The sequence below is a fragment of the Streptomyces sp. NPDC018263 genome (assembly GCF_055562575.1).
On sequence record NZ_JBVHFA010000006.1, the window covers coordinates 492,074 to 508,899 of the forward strand.

10 protein-coding genes are annotated in these 16,826 nt (G+C 74.5%); 8 read left to right on the top strand and 2 right to left on the bottom strand.

Features of this window, described 5'->3' with window-relative positions; all coding sequences use genetic code 11:
- Positions 1 to 263 precede the first annotated feature (263 nt).
- The 7 genes from ACZ3HQ_RS20280 to ACZ3HQ_RS20310 all read left to right on the top strand — a co-directional run bounded on the left by ACZ3HQ_RS20280 (position 264) and on the right by ACZ3HQ_RS20310 (position 14,136).
- Positions 264 to 3,458 carry an FHA domain-containing protein gene (locus ACZ3HQ_RS20280; protein ID WP_467512736.1) on the top strand — a complete coding sequence of 1,065 codons (3,195 nt, stop codon included), beginning with the start codon at positions 264 to 266 and terminating at the stop codon, positions 3,456 to 3,458.
- A gap of 174 nt (positions 3,459 to 3,632) precedes the next feature.
- Positions 3,633 to 5,009, top strand: a complete 1,377-nt coding sequence (locus ACZ3HQ_RS20285) for an ABC transporter substrate-binding protein (RefSeq protein WP_467512738.1) — start codon at positions 3,633 to 3,635, stop codon at positions 5,007 to 5,009.
- Between the two features lie 7 nt (positions 5,010 to 5,016).
- Positions 5,017 to 6,360 carry a carbohydrate ABC transporter permease gene (locus tag ACZ3HQ_RS20290; protein WP_467512740.1) on the top strand — a complete coding sequence of 448 codons (1,344 nt, stop codon included), beginning with the start codon at positions 5,017 to 5,019 and terminating at the stop codon, positions 6,358 to 6,360.
- The gene (locus ACZ3HQ_RS20295) at positions 6,357 to 7,274 is read left to right on the top strand and encodes a carbohydrate ABC transporter permease (protein ID WP_467512742.1); all 918 of its coding nucleotides are present in this window, start codon (positions 6,357 to 6,359) and stop codon (positions 7,272 to 7,274) included. Before ACZ3HQ_RS20290 ends, ACZ3HQ_RS20295 begins: the two co-directional genes overlap by 4 nt.
- Positions 7,275 to 7,414: 140 nt before the next feature.
- Positions 7,415 to 9,586 (top strand): bifunctional glycosyltransferase/CDP-glycerol:glycerophosphate glycerophosphotransferase, encoded by a 2,172-nt coding sequence (locus ACZ3HQ_RS20300; protein ID WP_467512744.1) that lies wholly within the window; start codon positions 7,415 to 7,417, stop codon positions 9,584 to 9,586.
- 125 nt (positions 9,587 to 9,711) lie between these two features.
- Complete coding sequence (locus tag ACZ3HQ_RS20305) at positions 9,712 to 11,913, top strand: bifunctional glycosyltransferase/CDP-glycerol:glycerophosphate glycerophosphotransferase (protein WP_467512746.1); 2,202 nt, start codon at positions 9,712 to 9,714, stop codon at positions 11,911 to 11,913.
- A 6-nt stretch (positions 11,914 to 11,919) separates the two neighbouring features.
- Entirely contained in the window at positions 11,920 to 14,136 is a 2,217-nt protein-coding gene (locus ACZ3HQ_RS20310; RefSeq protein ID WP_467512747.1) for a bifunctional glycosyltransferase/CDP-glycerol:glycerophosphate glycerophosphotransferase, read from the top strand.
- Positions 14,137 to 14,152: 16 nt separating this feature from the next.
- Here ACZ3HQ_RS20310 and ACZ3HQ_RS20315 read toward each other — a convergent pair whose 3' ends face one another.
- On the bottom strand, positions 14,153 to 14,566 hold the full coding sequence (locus tag ACZ3HQ_RS20315; protein WP_030811020.1) for an organic hydroperoxide resistance protein: 414 nt from the start codon (positions 14,564 to 14,566) through the stop codon (positions 14,153 to 14,155).
- A 130-nt stretch (positions 14,567 to 14,696) separates the two neighbouring features.
- On the opposite strand from ACZ3HQ_RS20315, the gene ACZ3HQ_RS20320 reads away from it, so the two are divergent.
- Positions 14,697 to 15,209 (top strand): MarR family winged helix-turn-helix transcriptional regulator, encoded by a 513-nt coding sequence (locus ACZ3HQ_RS20320; protein ID WP_467512749.1) that lies wholly within the window; start codon positions 14,697 to 14,699, stop codon positions 15,207 to 15,209.
- On the opposite strand, the gene ACZ3HQ_RS20325 is transcribed toward ACZ3HQ_RS20320, so the two are convergent.
- Complete coding sequence (locus ACZ3HQ_RS20325) at positions 15,151 to 16,719, bottom strand: glycosyltransferase family 39 protein (RefSeq protein ID WP_467512751.1); 1,569 nt, start codon at positions 16,717 to 16,719, stop codon at positions 15,151 to 15,153. The two genes, ACZ3HQ_RS20320 and ACZ3HQ_RS20325, sit on opposite strands and share 59 nt — an antisense overlap.
- Positions 16,720 to 16,826: the final 107 nt, after the last annotated feature.

Sequence of the window (16,826 nt, forward strand, 5' to 3'; positions counted from 1 at the left end):
GGTCCGCGTTCGTCCGCGTTCGGAGGAAAGACGCCCACCTCGGTCCACTGGTTGCCGCTTCCGGTGCGTGACCGATCTCAAGTGATCGCCGCCGCGTGACCGGTCAGGCACTTTTGGGGGCAGAGCTGACCAATCAAGATCACTTCGTACCGGGACGCGGGCGGGAGGGCCGTGACAGGTGCGAGGATGCGTGCAGTACTGGCCTACGTGCCCGTGCGGAGTGGGGGACCTCCGCGGCCGGGCGGAAGGGACCGCTGACGGCGATGCAGATCCGGCTGACCGTCGTAGATCCGCAGGGCGCGTCCCCGAGGCGGGGTGGCGCCGCGACGCGCGACGTGCTGGTCACCGCGCCCACCGGCACCGAGCTGGCGGCGGTGGCGCCCGCGCTGGCCTCGGCGGTCACCGGGGAGAGCGGGGCCGGCCGGGACGGCGGCGGCGCCGCCGTGGCGCTGTACGCGGGCACCGACCGCCTGGACCCGCGCCGCCACACCCTGGGCGAACCCCCGCTGGTCGACGGCGCGGTGCTCTCGCTGGGCGCCCCGGCGGCCCCGGAGCCGCATCCCGAGCTGGACGACGCCCCGACCCAGCTCCATGTGGTCGCGGGCCCGGACGCGGGCGGGGTCCATCTGCTGCACGGCGGCCGGATAACGGTGGGCCGCTCCGCCGACGCCGACGTACCCCTGGACGACCCCGACGTGTCCCGGCTGCACTGCGCGGTCACGGTCACCGCCGAGGGCCGGGTCTCGGTGGCCGACCTCGACTCCACCAACGGCACCACGCTGGACGGCGTCCGCGTCGGCGACCGCCCGCTGCGCTTCCCGTCGGGGGGTCTGCTGCGCCTGGGTGAATCCGCGCTCAGGGTGACCCCGTCGGGGGGACCCGGAGCCCGGGTGCGCACGGTGCCGGACGGCGAGGGCTGCGTCCGGGTGCCCCTCGGGGAGGACCCGGACGCCGGCCCCCGGGAAACCCCGGACACCACCCCGGCCGCGACCGCCCCGGACGGCCCGGCCGGCCCGACCGGTCACGCCTACGGCACCGCGGAGCGGGTCGGCGCCGAGCGTGTCGAGCGGGCCGCCGTGCCCGAGCAGGGCCGGGCGCCCCGCATCGAGAGCCGGGCCGCCCCCGGCCACCTCACCGGCGGGTACCGGGAGCACGACACCCACGCCGGCCACCGGCCCGACGACGCGCACCCCGACGAGCTGGACTCCCCCACCCGCAAGGGCACCCCCGTACGGGGCACCGACCTGCCCGCCCGGCGCCGGGGCGGCATCGGCGCCTGGGCCCGCAAGCTGACCGGCGGCCGGGGCGAGCACCTCCCCGCCGAGGAGGCGCCGTACGCCGGGGCGGCCCCTGTCGCGCCGCCCGAGGCGTTCCGGCGCCCGGAGACCTGGCCCGACCCGGCCGCGCTGCTGCTGACGGCGCTCGGTCCGGGCCCCCGGCTCTGGGAGCGGGGTCCGGGACACCGCGAGGCGCTGGCCGTGCGGCTCGGCACCGCCGACCGGACCGCGCCGGACGGCTCGGCGCTGCCCGCGGTGCCGGTGACGGCCGCGCTGCGCGAGGCGGGCGCCCTGGGCCTGGCCGGCCCGCGCCCCCGGCTCGCGGGGCTGGCCCGCGCGGTGCTGTCCCAGTTGGCCGCGCTGCACTCGCCGGACCTGCTGGAGATCGTGCTGATCAGCGCGGACCGCGCCCGCCCGGTGGAGGAGCGCACCGCCGAGTGGTCCTGGCTGGGCTGGCTGCCGCACGTCCGGCCGGGCCACGGGCAGGACTGCCGGCTGCTGCTGGCCTACGACCGCGAACAGGCGGCCGCCCGCACCGGCGAGCTGCTGCGCCGCGTCGAGTCCCACGCCGACCCCGCTTTCTTCCGGCCCGGCCCGGACGGGCATCCGGGGCCGTACACGGTGGTCGTGGTGGACGGCGACCCCGGCGGCTCGGCGCTGCGCGAGGACGTGGCACGGCTGGCGGTGAGCGGGCCGCGCGCCGGGGTGCACGTGGTGTGCCTGGCCGAGACCGCGCCCGCCTCTCCCGCCTCCCCGCTCATGGAGACCTACGAGGCGGCCTGCGCGGTGACGCCCACCTTCCGCGAGTGCGGCGCGGTGGCGCTGCTCAGCGGGGACGTGGCGACCGCGCTGCGGCTGATGCGGGTGGCGCCGACCGGCCCGGTGGGACCGGGCACCCTCGCCGCCGTGGACGCGGTGTCGCCCGCCTGGGCGGAGCGGTTCGCGCGGGCGCTGGCCCCGCTGCGCCCGGACGCCCCGGACGAGGACCGGCACACGCGCGTGGCGGTGCCGCTGCCCCTGTCGGCCCGGCTGCTGGACGAACTGGGGCTGGCCCGTGCCACCCCGGCCTCGCTGATGGCCCGCTGGGCGGACGCGGCCGACGACACCGAGTCGCTGGGCGGCCGGGCCCGCGCGGTGCTGGGCGCCGGTCCGCGCGGCCCGGTCACCGCCGACCTGGTGGCCGACGGCCCCCACCTGCTGGTCGAGGGCCCGCCCGGCAGCGGCCGTACGGAGCTGCTGCGGGCGGTGGTGGCGTCGCTGGCCGCCGTCGAGCGCCCGGACCGGCTCGGCATGGTGCTGATCGACGGCCGGGACGGCGTGGGCACGGCGGCCGGGGCCGGCGAGGGGCTGCGCTCCTGTACCGACATACCGCATGTGACCACCCATCTGATCGCCAACGACCCCGTACGCATGCGGGAGTTCGCGCAGTCGCTGAGCGCGGAGCTGAAGCGCCGGGCGGAGCTGGTCGGGCTGACCGACTTCGCGCACTGGCACACCGCGCACGAGGTGTCCGGCCGGATGGTGGCCCAGCGCGGCCCCGGCGGGCGCGGCGCGGGCAACGGCGACCTGGAGGCGCCGCCCAGCTCCACGCTGCGGCTGCGGCCCGGTGCCGCCCGGCAGCACACCGAGGCGGCGCCCCCGCTGCCCCGGCTGGTGGTGGTCGTGGACGACCTGGACGCCCTGGTCTCCCCCGCGCTGGGTTCGCCGGGCCGGCCCGCCGCCGGTTCGGTGGTCCGGGCGCTGGAGGCGGTGGCCCGCGAGGGCGAGCGGCTCGGCGTCCATCTGGTGACCGCGACCGGCACCGGCAGCCGTGCGGCGGAGACGGAACCGGCGCGCCGGGCCACCCTGCGGGTGACGCTGGACGCGCCGGCCGGCGGACGCGGTACGGGCGCGGCCGAGCGGGGCGCGGAGGGCGAACCGGCGCCGGGGCGCGGGGTGCTGGCGTACCCCGACGGCCGGGTCACCGGGGTGCAGGGCGGCCGGGTGACGGGCCGTATCCCGCGCACCGCGACCCAGCGGCCGACCGTGCTGCCGCTGGACTGGGAGCGGATGGGCGATCCCCCCACCCGGCGCCCGGTGCGTGAGCTGGGCAACGGCCCCACCGACCTGGCCCTGCTGGCGAGCGCGGTGGAGCGGGCGGCCCGGCAGGTGTCGGCCGGTCAGGTGCCCTCGCTGCTCTGACCGCCGGGCACCTCGATTTCCGGTGCCCGGTGCGCATACCCCGATGATCACGAGCCGGTCACAATGCGTGGTCAGAGCATGCAGGTGCTCTTGCCGCGGCGGGGCGGCCCGGCGTACACCGGAGCGCACACGCAGAGTTCAGGCGTTCAACGGAGAACGACGAACGGGGAAGTGATGCGCAAGCCGAGCGACACCATTCGAGGGCACCGGGCCGGCGCCGCCGTCGCCGCGCTGCTGGCGGGAGCCCTCACGCTCACCGCCTGCTCCGGCGGTGACGGCGGGAAGAAGGACGCCGACGAGGGCGGCGGACCCACCGGCTCCACGGTGACCCTGCCGAAGCTGAACGGCACGGAACTCGAGGTCGCCGCCGTCTGGACCGGCACCGAACAGGCGAACTTCAAGAAGGTGCTGGCGGAGTTCGAGAAGCGCACGGGCGCGAAGGTGACGTTCGTGCCCGCGCAGGACCCGATCATCAACTTCCTCGGTTCCAAGATCGCGGGCGGGCAGCCGCCGGACGTGGCGCTGCTGCCGCAGCCGGGCGCGATCAAGCAGGCGGTCGACAAGAAGTGGGCCAAGCCGCTCGGCCCGGACGCCGTGAAGGAGCTGACGAAGAACTACTCGCAGGGCTGGCAGGACATCGGCAAGGTCGACGGCAAGCCGTACGGCGTCTACTACAAGGCCGCCAACAAGTCGCTGATCTGGTACAACGCGCCGGTCTTCGAGAACGCGGGCGCCAAGGAGCCCAAGACCTGGGCCGAGCTGCTGACCGCCGCGCAGGCGGTGTACGACTCCGGTGTCACCCCCTTCTCGGTGGGCGGCGCGGACGGCTGGACGCTGACCGACTGGTTCGAGAACGTCTACCTCTCCCAGGCCGGACCGGAGAAGTACGACCAGCTCGCCAAGCACGAGATCAAGTGGACCGACCCCTCGGTGAAGCAGGCGCTCACCACGCTCGCCCAGATCTGGGGCAAGAAGGACTATGTCGCGGGCGGCGCGGACGGTGCCCTGCAGACCGAGTTCCCGGCCTCGGTGACGCAGACCTTCACCGGCGGCGACCAGCCCAAGGCCGCGATGGTCTACGAAGGCGACTTCGCGCAGGTCAACATCGGTGAGACCAAGGCGAAGGTGGGCGCGGACGCCAAGGTCTTCCCGTTCCCGTCGGTCGGCTCGACCGCGCCGGTGGTCTCCGGCGGTGACGCGGCGGTGATCCTCAAGGACTCCAAGGGCGCCCAGGCGCTGGCGACCTTCCTGGCGTCCCCGGACGCGGCGACGGTTCAGGCCAAGCTCGGCGGCTACCTCTCGCCGAACAAGAACGTGCCGGACTCGGCCTACCCGAACGAGACCCAGCGCACCATCGCCAAGGCGCTCATCAAGTCCGGCGACGACTTCCGCTTCGACATGTCCGACCAGGCGCCGCAGGCGTTCGGCGGCACGCCCGGCAAGGGCGAGTGGAAGGACCTCCAGGACTTCCTGAAGAACCCGAAGGACGTCGCGGGCACCCAGGCGAGGCTGGAGAAGGACGCGGCGGCCGCGTACGGGAACGGGGGCTGATCCGGTCATGGCATCGGCAGCGGCGGCCGGCGCCCCTGCGGGCCCGGCCGCGCCGAAGAGCCGCAGGAGCGTGACCGGGACGCGCAAGGTGGTGGCGGCGCTGTTCCTGCTGCCCGCCCTGGTGCTGCTCGGCGCGCTCGTGCTCTACCCGATCGGGTACTCGCTCGTCCGCAGTCTCTACGACTTCTCGGGCGACCGGTTCGCCGGGTTCGACAACTACCAGGCGCTCTTCACCGACGACGGCATCCGCACCGCGCTGAAGAACAACGTGATCTGGGTGGTGTTCGCGCCCACCGTCTCCACCGCGCTCGGCCTGGTCTTCGCCGTGCTGACCGAACGGGTGCGCTGGGGAACGGCGTTCAAGCTGGTCGTCTTCATGCCGATGGCGATCTCGATGCTGGCGGCCGGGATCATCTTCCGGCTGGTGTACGACCAGGACCCGGACAAGGGGGTCGCCAACGCGGTGTGGGTCGGGGTGCACGACTCCTTCGCCCAGTCGTCGGCGTTCCCCAAGGCGCACCCCGGCCGCGAGTCGCCGCTCGTCGGCCAGGGCGGCGCCTTCGTCACCAAGGACCCGGTGAAGGCGGGCACCCCCATCGCGCTGCCCATGGTCGGCGTGGCCCCGGACCAGTTCCCGGACGACGCGAAGCGTGCGGTGGCCGCCCGGCCGGAGCCGGGGAAGGTCACCGGCACGGTCTGGCAGGACTTCACCCGCGGCAAGGGCGTCGGCAGGCTCGGCGCCCCGGACCCGGCCGAGCGCGGGTACGCCGGGATGCGCGTCGAGGCCGTGAAGGACGGCAAGGTGGTGGCCTCGGCGAAGGCGGCCGCCGACGGCACCTTCACCCTGCCCGCCTCGGCGGACGGGGCTCGGCTCAGGCTTCCGGCGGCCAACTTCAAGGAGGCGTACAACGGCGTCGACTGGCTCGGCCCGGCCCTGGTCACCCCGGCGGTCATCGGCTCCTACGTCTGGATGTGGGCGGGCTTCGCCATGGTGCTGATCGCGGCGGGGCTCGCCGGGGTGCCGAGGGAGCTGCTGGAGCAGGCCCGGGTGGACGGCGCCAGTGAGTGGCAGGTGTTCCGCAAGGTGACCGTGCCGCTGCTGGCGCCGGTGCTCGCGGTCGTCACCGTCACGCTGATGATCAACGTGCTGAAGGTGTTCGACCTCGTCTACATCATCGCGCCGGGCTCGTCCCAGGACGACGCCAACGTGCTGGCGCTGGAGCTGTACCGGAAGGGCTTCTCCGAGGGGCGGCCCGGTGTGGCCAGCGCCATCGCGGTGTTCCTGCTGCTGCTGGTGATCCCGGTGATGCTGTTCAACATCCGCAGGCTGCGGCGGGAGGGCCGGCGATGAGCACGCACACCGAGAGCGCGGGACGGGTGCGCGAGGTGCCCGCCAAGGACAGCGTGCGGGGCCGGCGCTCACTGGGCGCCCGGCTGGTCCAGGGGCTGGGCGGCGGACTGGTCCAGTTCGTCCTGGTCGTGGTGGCGCTGTTCTGGCTGGTGCCGACGATCGGGCTGCTGATCTCCTCGCTGCGCTCGCCGGAGGACATGAACGCCGGCGGCTGGTGGACGGTGTTCACCGAGCCGTCCAAGCTCACCTTCGAGAGCTACGGCAAGCTGCTGGAGAACGGCGACATCACCCACTCGCTGGTCAACACCGTGCTGATCACGGTCCCGGCGACGCTCGGCGTGGTGGTGATCGGCTCGCTGGCCGCCTACGCGTTCGCGTGGATGGAGTTCCCCGGCCGCGACTGGTGGTTCCTCGGCGTGGTCGCGCTGCTGGTGGTGCCGGTGCAGGTGGCGCTCATCCCGATCGCCGAACTCTTCGGCAAGATCGGGCTGTTCGGCTCGATTCTGGGCGTGGTGCTGTTCCACATCGGTTTCGGCCTGCCCTTCGCGGTGTTCCTGCTGCGGAACTTCTTCGCGGAGATCCCGCGCGAGCTGCTGGAGGCGGCCCGGCTGGACGGCGCGGGCGAACTCCGGCTGTTCGCACGGGTGGTGATGCCGCTCGCCGCGCCCGCCATCGCGAGCCTGGGCATCTTCCAGTTCCTGTGGGTGTGGAACGACATGCTGGTGGCGCTGGTGTTCACCAAGTCCGGCTCCCAGCCGGTCACGGTGGCGCTCCAGACCCAGGTACGGCAGTTCGGCAACAACATCGACGTGCTCGCGCCCGGCGCGTTCCTGTCGATGGTGATCCCGCTGGCCGTGTTCTTCGCCTTCCAGCGGCAGTTCGTGTCCGGGGTGATGGCGGGAGCGGTCAAGTGACCGTGTCCGCACAGGTGTTGCCCGGGGGAATCCAAACGGTTCTCCCGGGCGTCCCCCGTATGCCTTAGGAGCCGTAACCAAGCCACCCAGGCGGCCGTTGCCGGGCAGAAGGCCCGCGCCGACCGACCCATGGATGTGCCTTGCCCAGGTTCAGCGTCATCGTCCCCGCGTACGAGGTACAGGCGTACCTCGCCGAGTGCCTGGACTCGGTGCTCTCGCAGTCCTGTCCGGACTTCGAGCTGATCGCGGTGGACGACCGCTCCCCGGACCACTGCGGGGCGCTCATCGACGAGTACGCGGCCCGCGACCCCCGGGTGAAGGCCGTGCACCTCGCGGAGAACGCCGGTCTGGGCCCCGCCCGCAACGCCGGGATCGACGTGGCGAGCGGCGACTACCTGCTCTTCCTCGACGGCGACGACACCCTCACCCCGCACACCCTGCGCGCCGTCGCGGACCGCCTCGCGGCGACCGGCGAGCCGGACGTGCTGGTCTTCGACTACGCCCGCACCCACTGGGACGGCACCACCCTGCGCAACCGGCTCGCGGACCGGCTCACCGAGGACGGACCGGCCCCCTTCACCCTGGCAGGGCGGCCGGGGCTGCTGCGGGTGCTGATGGTGGCGTGGAACAAGGCGTACCGCAGGGAGTTCGTCACCCGCGAGGGTTTCCGGTTCCCGCCGGGATACTACGAGGACACCCCATGGACCTTCCCGGTGCTGATGACGGCCGGGTCGCTCGCCACGCTGGACCGGGTCTGCGTGCACTACCGCCAGCGCCGCCAAGGCAGCATCCTGCGCACCACCAGCCCCCGCCACTTCGACGTCTTCGACCAGTACGACCGGGTCTTCGCCCACCTCGCCGCGAGACCCGAACTGGAGCGCTGGCGCCCCGAGTTGTACGCCCGCATGCTCGACCACCTCACCACGATCGCCACCCGCCGGGACCGTCTCCCGCGCGGCAGCCACCCCGCGTTCCTGCGCCGCGCCCGCACCCACTGCCGCCGCCACCGCGCCCCCGGCGGTCTGCGCCGTGCCCTGGTCCGGCACGGCCTGCACCGCACCTTCCGCACCCTGCGCCTGGCCGCCGCGCTCCGCCGCCACGCCCGCGCCTCGGCCCGCCGCTGGACCCACGTCCTGCGGACGGCGGCGCTGCGCCTGCACTACCGGGTCCAGCGGCATCTCCCCCTGCGCGCCGACCGCGCCCTCTTCGCCGCCGACCCGGCGCCCGACCAGGGCTGCGACCCGAGCGCCCTGGAGGCGGCCTTCCGCGCGCACGCCCCGCACATCCGCACCGCCTGGCTCGGCCGCCCCGGCACCGCCGCCCACTTCACCGCGCTGGCCCGCTCCAAGTACCTGGTGCACAACGCCGGTTTCGGACCCGGCCTCGTCAAGCGCCCCGGCCAGGTCTATGTGCAGACCCGGCAGGGCACCCCGCTCGCCCACACCGGCCTCGACCTCCGGGACCGCCCGGCGGCGGCCCCCGGCACGGACTTCGCCGGGCATCTGCGCGAGGTCGACCAGTGGGACTACGTCCTCTCCGGCAACCGGCACTCCACCCTGACCTGGGAGCGGGCCCACCCCGGCGGCTACACCACGCTGGAGTACGGCAGCCCGCGCAACGACGCCTTCCGGCAGGCCACTTCGGCCGACGTGGCCCGGCTGCGCGCGTCCCTGGGCGTGCCCGAGGGGGCGGTCGCCGTGCTGTACGTGCCCGCGCGCCGCGACCACCGGCGCATCCAGGCCCCGCCACTGGACCCCGCGCGGCTGCTCGGCCTGCTCGGACCCCGGTTCACCCTGCTGACCCGCACCCCGATCGATGCGCCGGGGAAGGGCGCCCGGCTGGTCGACGTCTCCGGCCATCCCGGCCTGCCGTCCCTGTGCCTGGCCTCGGACGCGCTGCTCACCGACTTCTCGCCGCTGCTGTTCGACTACGCCGGACTGGACCGGCCGGTGGTGCTGCACACCGGGGACTGGGACACCTTCCGCACGGTCCGGGGCGCCTATCTCGACCTGCTCGCCTGCCCGCCGGGACCGCTGGCCCGCACCGAGGAGGAGGTCGCGGAGGTGTTCGCCTCCGGCCACTGGCGCGGGGTGCGCTCGGCCCGGCTGCGGGCCGCGTTCCGCGAGCGCTTCTGCCCGTACGACGACGGCGACGCGGGCGAGCGCGTCGTACGCCATGTGGTGCTGGGGCAGCCGACGGTGCCGCCGGGTGCGCGCGGGCCGGTGCGGCCGGCGGCCGAGGCCCAGGTCAGGGCGCCGCTGGCGTCCGTGCCGCAACCTTCCGGCCCGCTCCCCGTCACCGAGAGCCGCTGAACACCGTTGGACCTACCGGGAGTTTCCATGCCCCTCGGCACGACGCGGCCCACGCCGACCCGGCCGTCCACCTGGCGTCCCGCCGGGCGGCCGGGCCGCGTCCGCAAGACGACAGAAAGAACAGCATGCCCCGCTTCAGCATCATCGTCCCCTCCCACGGGGTACCGGGCCGGCTGTCGCAGGCCCTCGACTCGGTCCTCGCGCAGTCCTTCGGCGACCTGGAACTGATCCCGGTCTGCGACTCCCCCGACGCCCCGGCCGCCGCCGTGGCCGCCGGGTACGCCGAGCGCGACCGGCGGGTGCTCCCGGTGAACTCGCCGCCCTCGGCCGGACTGAGCGGGGCGCGCAACGCCGGGCTGCGGGCCGCGCGCGGCGGGTACGTACTGTTCCTGGACGGCGACGACCTGCTGCTGCCCGGCGCGCTGGCCGCGCTGGACCGGAGGCTGACCGAGACCGCGGGCGTCGACGTGCTGCACGCCGAGTACGAGCGCGTGCCCTGGTGGGAGGGCGAGCCCGCCAACCCGGCCGCCCCGCTGCTGGCGAAGGCCCCCCAGGGCGCCTTCGCGCCCGGCGCGGCCCCCTGGTTCACCGCCGCCCAGCTCCCCGCCTGGAGCGCCTGCTACCGCCGCTCCTTCCTCACCGAGCACGAACTCACCTTCCCCGAGGGCCATTCCACCGACCTCGGCTGGGGCGGTCTGGTCACCGTCGCCGCCGGGCGGATCGCGGTGCTGCGCCGGGCGGTCGTCCGGCACCGGGCCCGGCGCCAGGGCAGCAGACTGAACGCGCCCGGACCGCACCAGCGCGACCTGCTGGACCAGGTGGACCGGGTGCTGCGCCGGGCCGCCGAGTCCGGGCTCCCGGCGGAGCGGGCCAGGGCCCTGTTCGGTCAGCTCTTCACCCAGGTGCTCAAGACCGCGTCCCGCCCCGAGCGGCTCACCGAGGGCCACCGGGCGTTCTTCCGCCGCGCCGGACGGCTGTACCGCAGGCACCGCCCGGCCGGGTACCGGGTGCCCGGCGGCAGCCTCGGGGTGCAGCACCGGCTGCTGGCGACGGGCGCGTACACCGCGTTCCGCGCGCTGCGCGGGGCCAACCGGGTGACCGCCGGGGCGCTGCGCCGGCTGCCGAGGCCGCGCATGCTGCGCACCCGGCTGCGCTACGCCCGAGCGCTGCGCCGCCCGCTGGACCCCAACCTCGCGGTCTATTGCGCCTATTGGGGCCGGGGTTACGCCTGCAACCCGGCCGCGATCCACGCCAAGGCCCGCGAACTCGCCCCGCACATCCGCTCGGTGTTCCTGGTGGAGGCCGACCAGGCGCACACCGTGCCCGAGGGCGTCGAGTACGCGGTGATCGGTTCGCGCCGGTACTGGGAGGTGCTGGCCCGCGCCACGTACCTGATCAACAACGCCAACTTCGCCGAGGGTGTCGTCAAGCGCCCCGGCAGCACGCATCTGCAGACCCAGCACGGCACCCCGCTGAAGAAGATGGGCGTGGACCAGTCGACGTACCCGGTGGTGGCCGCGCGGTCGGGCAGCTTCACCAAGCTGCTGGGCCGGGTGGACCGCTGGGACTTCAACCTGTCGTCCAACCGGCACTCCACCCAGATGTGGGAGCGCGCCTTCCCCGGCTCCTACGAGCAGTTGGAGTACGGCTACCCGCGCAACGACGTGTACGTGACGGCGACCGCCGACGACGTGGCCCGCGTCCGCCGCGAGCTGGGCGTCCCGGAGGGCGCGACGGCGGTGCTGTACGCCCCCACCCACCGCGACCACGCCACCGGCTTCGAACCCGGCCTGGATCTGGCCGCGTTCTGCGAGGCGGCCGGGGACGACGTGGTGGTGCTGCTGCGCGCCCACTACTTCTACGACCAGGGCACCGCCCGGAGTTCGGACCGGATCATCGACGTCACCGCGCACCGCTCGGCCGAGGACGTGTGTCTGGCGGCGGACGCGCTGATCACGGACTACTCCTCGATCATGTTCGACTACGCCAACCTGGACCGGCCGATCGTGGTGTTCGCGGACGACTGGGAGGTCTACCGCGAGACGCGGGGCGTGTACTTCGACCTGATGGCCGAGGCGCCGGGCCCGGTGGCCCGTACGCCCGAGGAGCTGGCGCGGGTCTTCCGCGAGGGCGAGTACCGGGGCGCGGAGTCCGCCGCGCGCCGGGCCGTCTTCCGGGAGCGGTTCTGCGAGTTCGACGACGGGCGCGCGGCCGAGCGGGTCGTACGCCGGGTGCTGCTCGGTGAACCGCCGGAGGCGCTGCCGCCGGTGGTGCCGCTCGCCGGGCGTGTGCCCGCCCCCGCCGCCGCGTCCCTCGTGAGGAGCTGATCCGCCGTGCCCCGCTTCAGTGTCATCGTCCCCTGCTTCAAGGTGCAGGGCTTCCTGCGCGAGTGCCTGGACTCGGTGCTCGGCCAGACCTTCGGCGACCTGGAGGTGATCGCCGTGGACGACCGCTCACCGGACGGCTGCGGCGCGATCCTCGACGAGTACGCCGCACGCGACCCCCGCGTGAAGGTGCTGCACCTGCCGGAGAACGTCGGTCTCGGCCGGGCCCGCAACGCCGGGATGCCACACGCCACCGGCGACTACCTGCTCTTCCTCGACAGCGACGACACCCTCACCCCGGGCGCCCTCGCCGCCGTCGCCGGCCGCCTCGCGGAGACCGGGGACCCGGACGTGCTGGTCTTCGACTACGCCCGCACCTACTGGTGGGGCGGCACCCGTCGCAACGTGCTCGCGCACGTGCTGGCGGCCGGGGACGGTACCTTCACGGCCGCCGAGCGGCCGGAGATCCTCGATCTGCTGATGGTGGTGTGGAACAAGGTCTACCGCCGCGACTTCGTGGCCCGGCACGGCTTCGCGTTCCCGCCGGGCTACTACGAGGACACCCCCTGGACCTTCCCGGTCATGCTGAGCGCCGGCCGCATCGCCACGCTCGACCAGATCTGTCTGCACTACCGCCAGCGCAGGCAGGGCAACATCCTCTCCACCACCAGCCGCAAGCACTTCGACGTGCACGACCAGTACGCGCGGGTCTTCGCGTTCGTGGAGCGGAACCCGGAGCTGTGGCGCTGGCGGCCGTATCTGCACCGCAAGATGGGCGAGCACTGCCTGGACATCCTGGCCAAGCCGGACCGGCTGCCGCCGGGTGACAGGGCCGAGTTCTTCCGGCGCACGGCGGAGATGTTCCGCACGCACCGGCCGGAGGGCACCCGCGCCGAGGGCGAGACCCGTGTGCTGGAGGGCGGTTACGGGGCGTACCTCCTGCGGCGCCGGGCCGCGCAGGCGGGCCGGGAGGCCGGACGCCGGGCGGCGCGGCTGCGGACGGCGGCCGGGACACGGGCCCGGCGCGGCTGGTCGGCGGTGCAGTCGCGCCGCCCGCTCGACCCCCATCTGGTGGTGTACTCGGCGTCCTCGCACCGGGGCATGCTCGGCGATCCGGCGGCGGTGTACCGGGCGGCCTCGGTGATCGCTCCCCACCTGCGCGGGGTGTGGGTGGTGCGGGACGAGGAGACCGCGGCGACCCTGCCCCCGGACACCGAGTACGTGCTGCTGGGCTCGCGGCGCTATCTGGAGGTCACCGCGCGGGCCTCGTACTTCGTCAACGACGTCAACTGGCCCGGCGCGCTGGTCAAGCGGCCCGGTGCCACGCACATCCAGACCCACCAGGGCACCCCGCTGAAGTACCTGGGCGCCGATCTGCTGGACCGGCCCGGCGCCCGGCTCGGCTTCGACGTGCCCCGGATGCTGCGCCGGGCGGACCGCTGGGACTACGGCCTGGTCGCGAACCGGCACGCGGAGCTGGTGTGGGAGCGGGCGTTCCCCTGTCACTTCACCTCGGTCCGCACCGGCAGCCCGCGCAACGACGTCCTGGTGGGCGCGGGCGCCTCGCGGGGCCGGGAGTTCCGCCGACGGCACCGCATCCCCGAGGACCACACGGTGGTGCTGTACGCCCCGACCCGGCGCGACTACGTGCGGGGCGGCCATGTGGACCGGATCGACCTGGCGGCCTTCGCGGCGGACCTGGGCGAGGGGCACACGCTGGTGGTGCGGCTGCACCCGTCGCTGGCGAACGGCCCGGCGCGCGGCGCGGGGCTGGCCGAGCTGGCCCGGCGCGGGGTGGTGGTCGACGCGACCGACGAGCCGGACGCGGCGGAGGTGATGCTGGCCTCGGACGCGCTGGTCACGGACTACTCGTCGATCATGTTCGACTACGCCGTGCTGGACCGGCCGATCGTGGTCCACGCCGACGACTGGGACACCTTCCGGGCGAGCCGGGGCGCCTATCTGGACATCACCGCCCGGCCGCCGGGTCATGTCACGTACTCGCAGCGGGAGTTGGCCCGGCTGTTCGAGTCCGGGGCGTGGCGGGACGGGGAGTCGGCGGGGCTGCGGGCCGACTTCCGGGCGCGGTTCTGCGAGTTCGAGGACGGCCGGGCCGCCGAGCGGGTGGTGCGCACCCTGCTGCTCGGCGAGGCGATGCCCGCCACCGGTGCGGCGCGCATCCCCGGCCCGGCCGTGGGAGCCGATCAGCTCACCCGGTCCCCGTGAGACGTGAGGCGGGGGCTCACTCGACGACGAGGGTGACCTCGATGTTGCCGCGGGTGGCGTTGGAGTACGGGCAGACCTGGTGGGCGGTCTCGACCAGCTTGCGGCCGGTCTCCTCGTCCACGGTGTCGGGCAGCTCGACGCGGAGCGTCACCTTGAGGCCGAAGCCCTCGCCCTCCTTGCCGATGCCGACCTCGGCGGTGACGGCGGCGTCGGAGACGTCCACCTTGGCCTGGCGGCCGACCAGGCCGAGGGCGCTGCCGAAGCAGGCGGCGTAGCCGGCGGCGAAGAGCTGCTCGGGGTTGCTGCCCTGGCCGTCGCCGCCCAGCTCCACCGGCATGGCCAGCGGCAGGTCGATGCGGCCGTCGGAGGAGACGGCACGGCCCTCGCGGCCGTGGGTGGCGGTGGCGACGGCGGTGTAGAGCGCGTCCATGGGGAGACCGGTCCTCTCGAAGAAAGTCGGTGGCGGCGGACCGGGGAGGACCGCCGCCCTCGATCCCGAGTCAAGCACACAATTAAATTGTGCACAACCAAACTGCCGTCGTCCGGCTATCCTGGACGCCATGAGCGCCTCGCCCACCCCGTCGGCCGACCCCGCCACCGACGCCGCCGAAGCGGACTGGCTCCGCCTGGACCGGCAGATCTGCTTCTCCCTGAACGCCGCCTCCCGCGCCTTCAACGGCGTCTACCGGGTGCTGCTCAAGGACCTCGGGCTCACCTACCCGCAGTACCTGGTGATGCTGGTGCTGTGGGAGCGCGGCGCGCTGCCCGTCAAACAGCTCGGCGAGCATCTGCGACTGGACTCCGGCACCCTCTCCCCGCTGCTCAAGCGGCTGGAGGCCGCCGCCCTGGTGCGCCGGGAGCGCAGCGCGAGCGACGAGCGCTCGGTACGGGTGACGCTCACCGGCGAGGGCACGGCCCTGCGCGAACGGGCGCTGGAGGTGCCCCGCCGCATCGCCGCCGCGACCGGGGCCGACCCGGCGGAGATCGGCGAGCTGCGGGAGCGCCTCGACCGGCTCACCGGCGCGCTGGACGCTGCGGTGCGGGAACTGGAGCAAGACCCGGCAGTGCGCTGAGGGCGACCCGGCGGACATAGAGCCGTACGCTCGCGTCGCCGTCGGCCGACTCCCCGGCCGGCATGAACTCCTGGGCCAGTACGGCCATCTTGGCCCGCTCGGCGGGGCCGGCCGGGCTCCAGCGGCCGGCCAGCAAGTCCCGGTCGGCCACCACCCACACCCGGTCCAGCCCGGACAGCCGCCGGCGCAGTTCGGCCGCGTCGGCCTCCCTGCCGTACAGCGTCCCGGACTCGGGGGCGGCCTCGTCGAGGGCCACGTCGCGGACGCCCGCGAAGGCGTCCGGGTAGGCGAGGGCGGCGTTGCGGGCCTGGGTGGGCAGGAACAGCACCGGCTGGCCGGGCCTGACCTCGCGCGCCGCGACCCGTGCGACGGCGGCCAGGTCGTCCGGGCGGCGGGCCGGGTCGCGGTCCTCGCTCATCAGCGGGAGCTGGAGGCACAGCGCCAGCACGGCCAGCGCGGCCCCGCTCAGGGCCAGTACCGGGGGCCGGGGCACCCGCAGCCGCAGCCGGGCCGCGAGCCGGGCCAGCCGGTCGGCACCGGCGGCGACCAGCAGGGGCGCGCCGGAGAGGGCGTAGAGGACGTACCGGTCGACGTAGAGCGGGGAGAGCTGCGAGACCAGCATCAGGGCGGCGGGCGGCACCAGGGCGAGCGGCAGGCCGATCCGCGCGCAGGTCAGCCGTCCCGGCGGCCCGGCGAGTCCGGCCAGGCCCAGGGCGGCGAGCACCAGGCAGGCCCAGTACACGCCCTCACCCGGTCCGAGGAACCAGCGCAGCAGGCTGTCGGCGGTGGCCCAGGTCGGCGGCCGCACCCAGGCCAGTTGGGCGGACTGGGCGTGCGAGACCAGGATCATCGGCAGCAGAGTGAGCGTCACGGCCCCGGCCGCACTCCCCCAGCCCCGCCACACCCGGGCGCCGACGCGGGCGAGCGCGAGGGACGCCGCGTGGGCGAGGAGCAGCAGCACGGCGAACTCGTGCAGCCAGCAGGTGACCGCGAGGACCGTGCCGTAGGCCCGCCAGGCGCCGGTGCGCACCCCGCGGACGAACAGCAGGGTCGCGCCGGTGGCGCCCGCGGCGACGAGCGCGTACGAGCGGCCCTCCTGGGCGTAGTGCCCGGCCAACGGGGAGACGGCGTACAGGAGCCCGGCCCACAGGCCGACGCGCGGCCCGGCGAGCCGGACGCCCAGTTCGCCGACGAGGGCGGCGGTGACGGCCGCCGCGCACACCGACGGCAACCGGAGCACGACCTCGTTCGGGTGAAGGGCGAGGACGGCGTGCATCAGCAGGTAGTACAGGCCGTGCACCGCGTCGACGCCGTGCAGGAGCTGCCAGATCTGCGGCACCGAGCGGCGGGCGACCTGGAAGGTGACGGCCTCGTCGCGCCATATCCCGCCCCGGTCCACCCCCCACAGCCCGAGCCCGAGCATCACCAGCGCGGGCAGGCACACGGGCGCGCCCCACCGGACGCGCCACGGCACCCGGCCGGTCCGCTCCGCGTCCGCGCCGCCCGGCACGACCGCCGTTCTTCCAGCCGCTCGGGGCGGCTGCGTTTCCACCAGAGGCCCGACGTCCACCACGGCCCGATCTTTTGCGATGTGACAGTCTTTTCCGATCATTGACG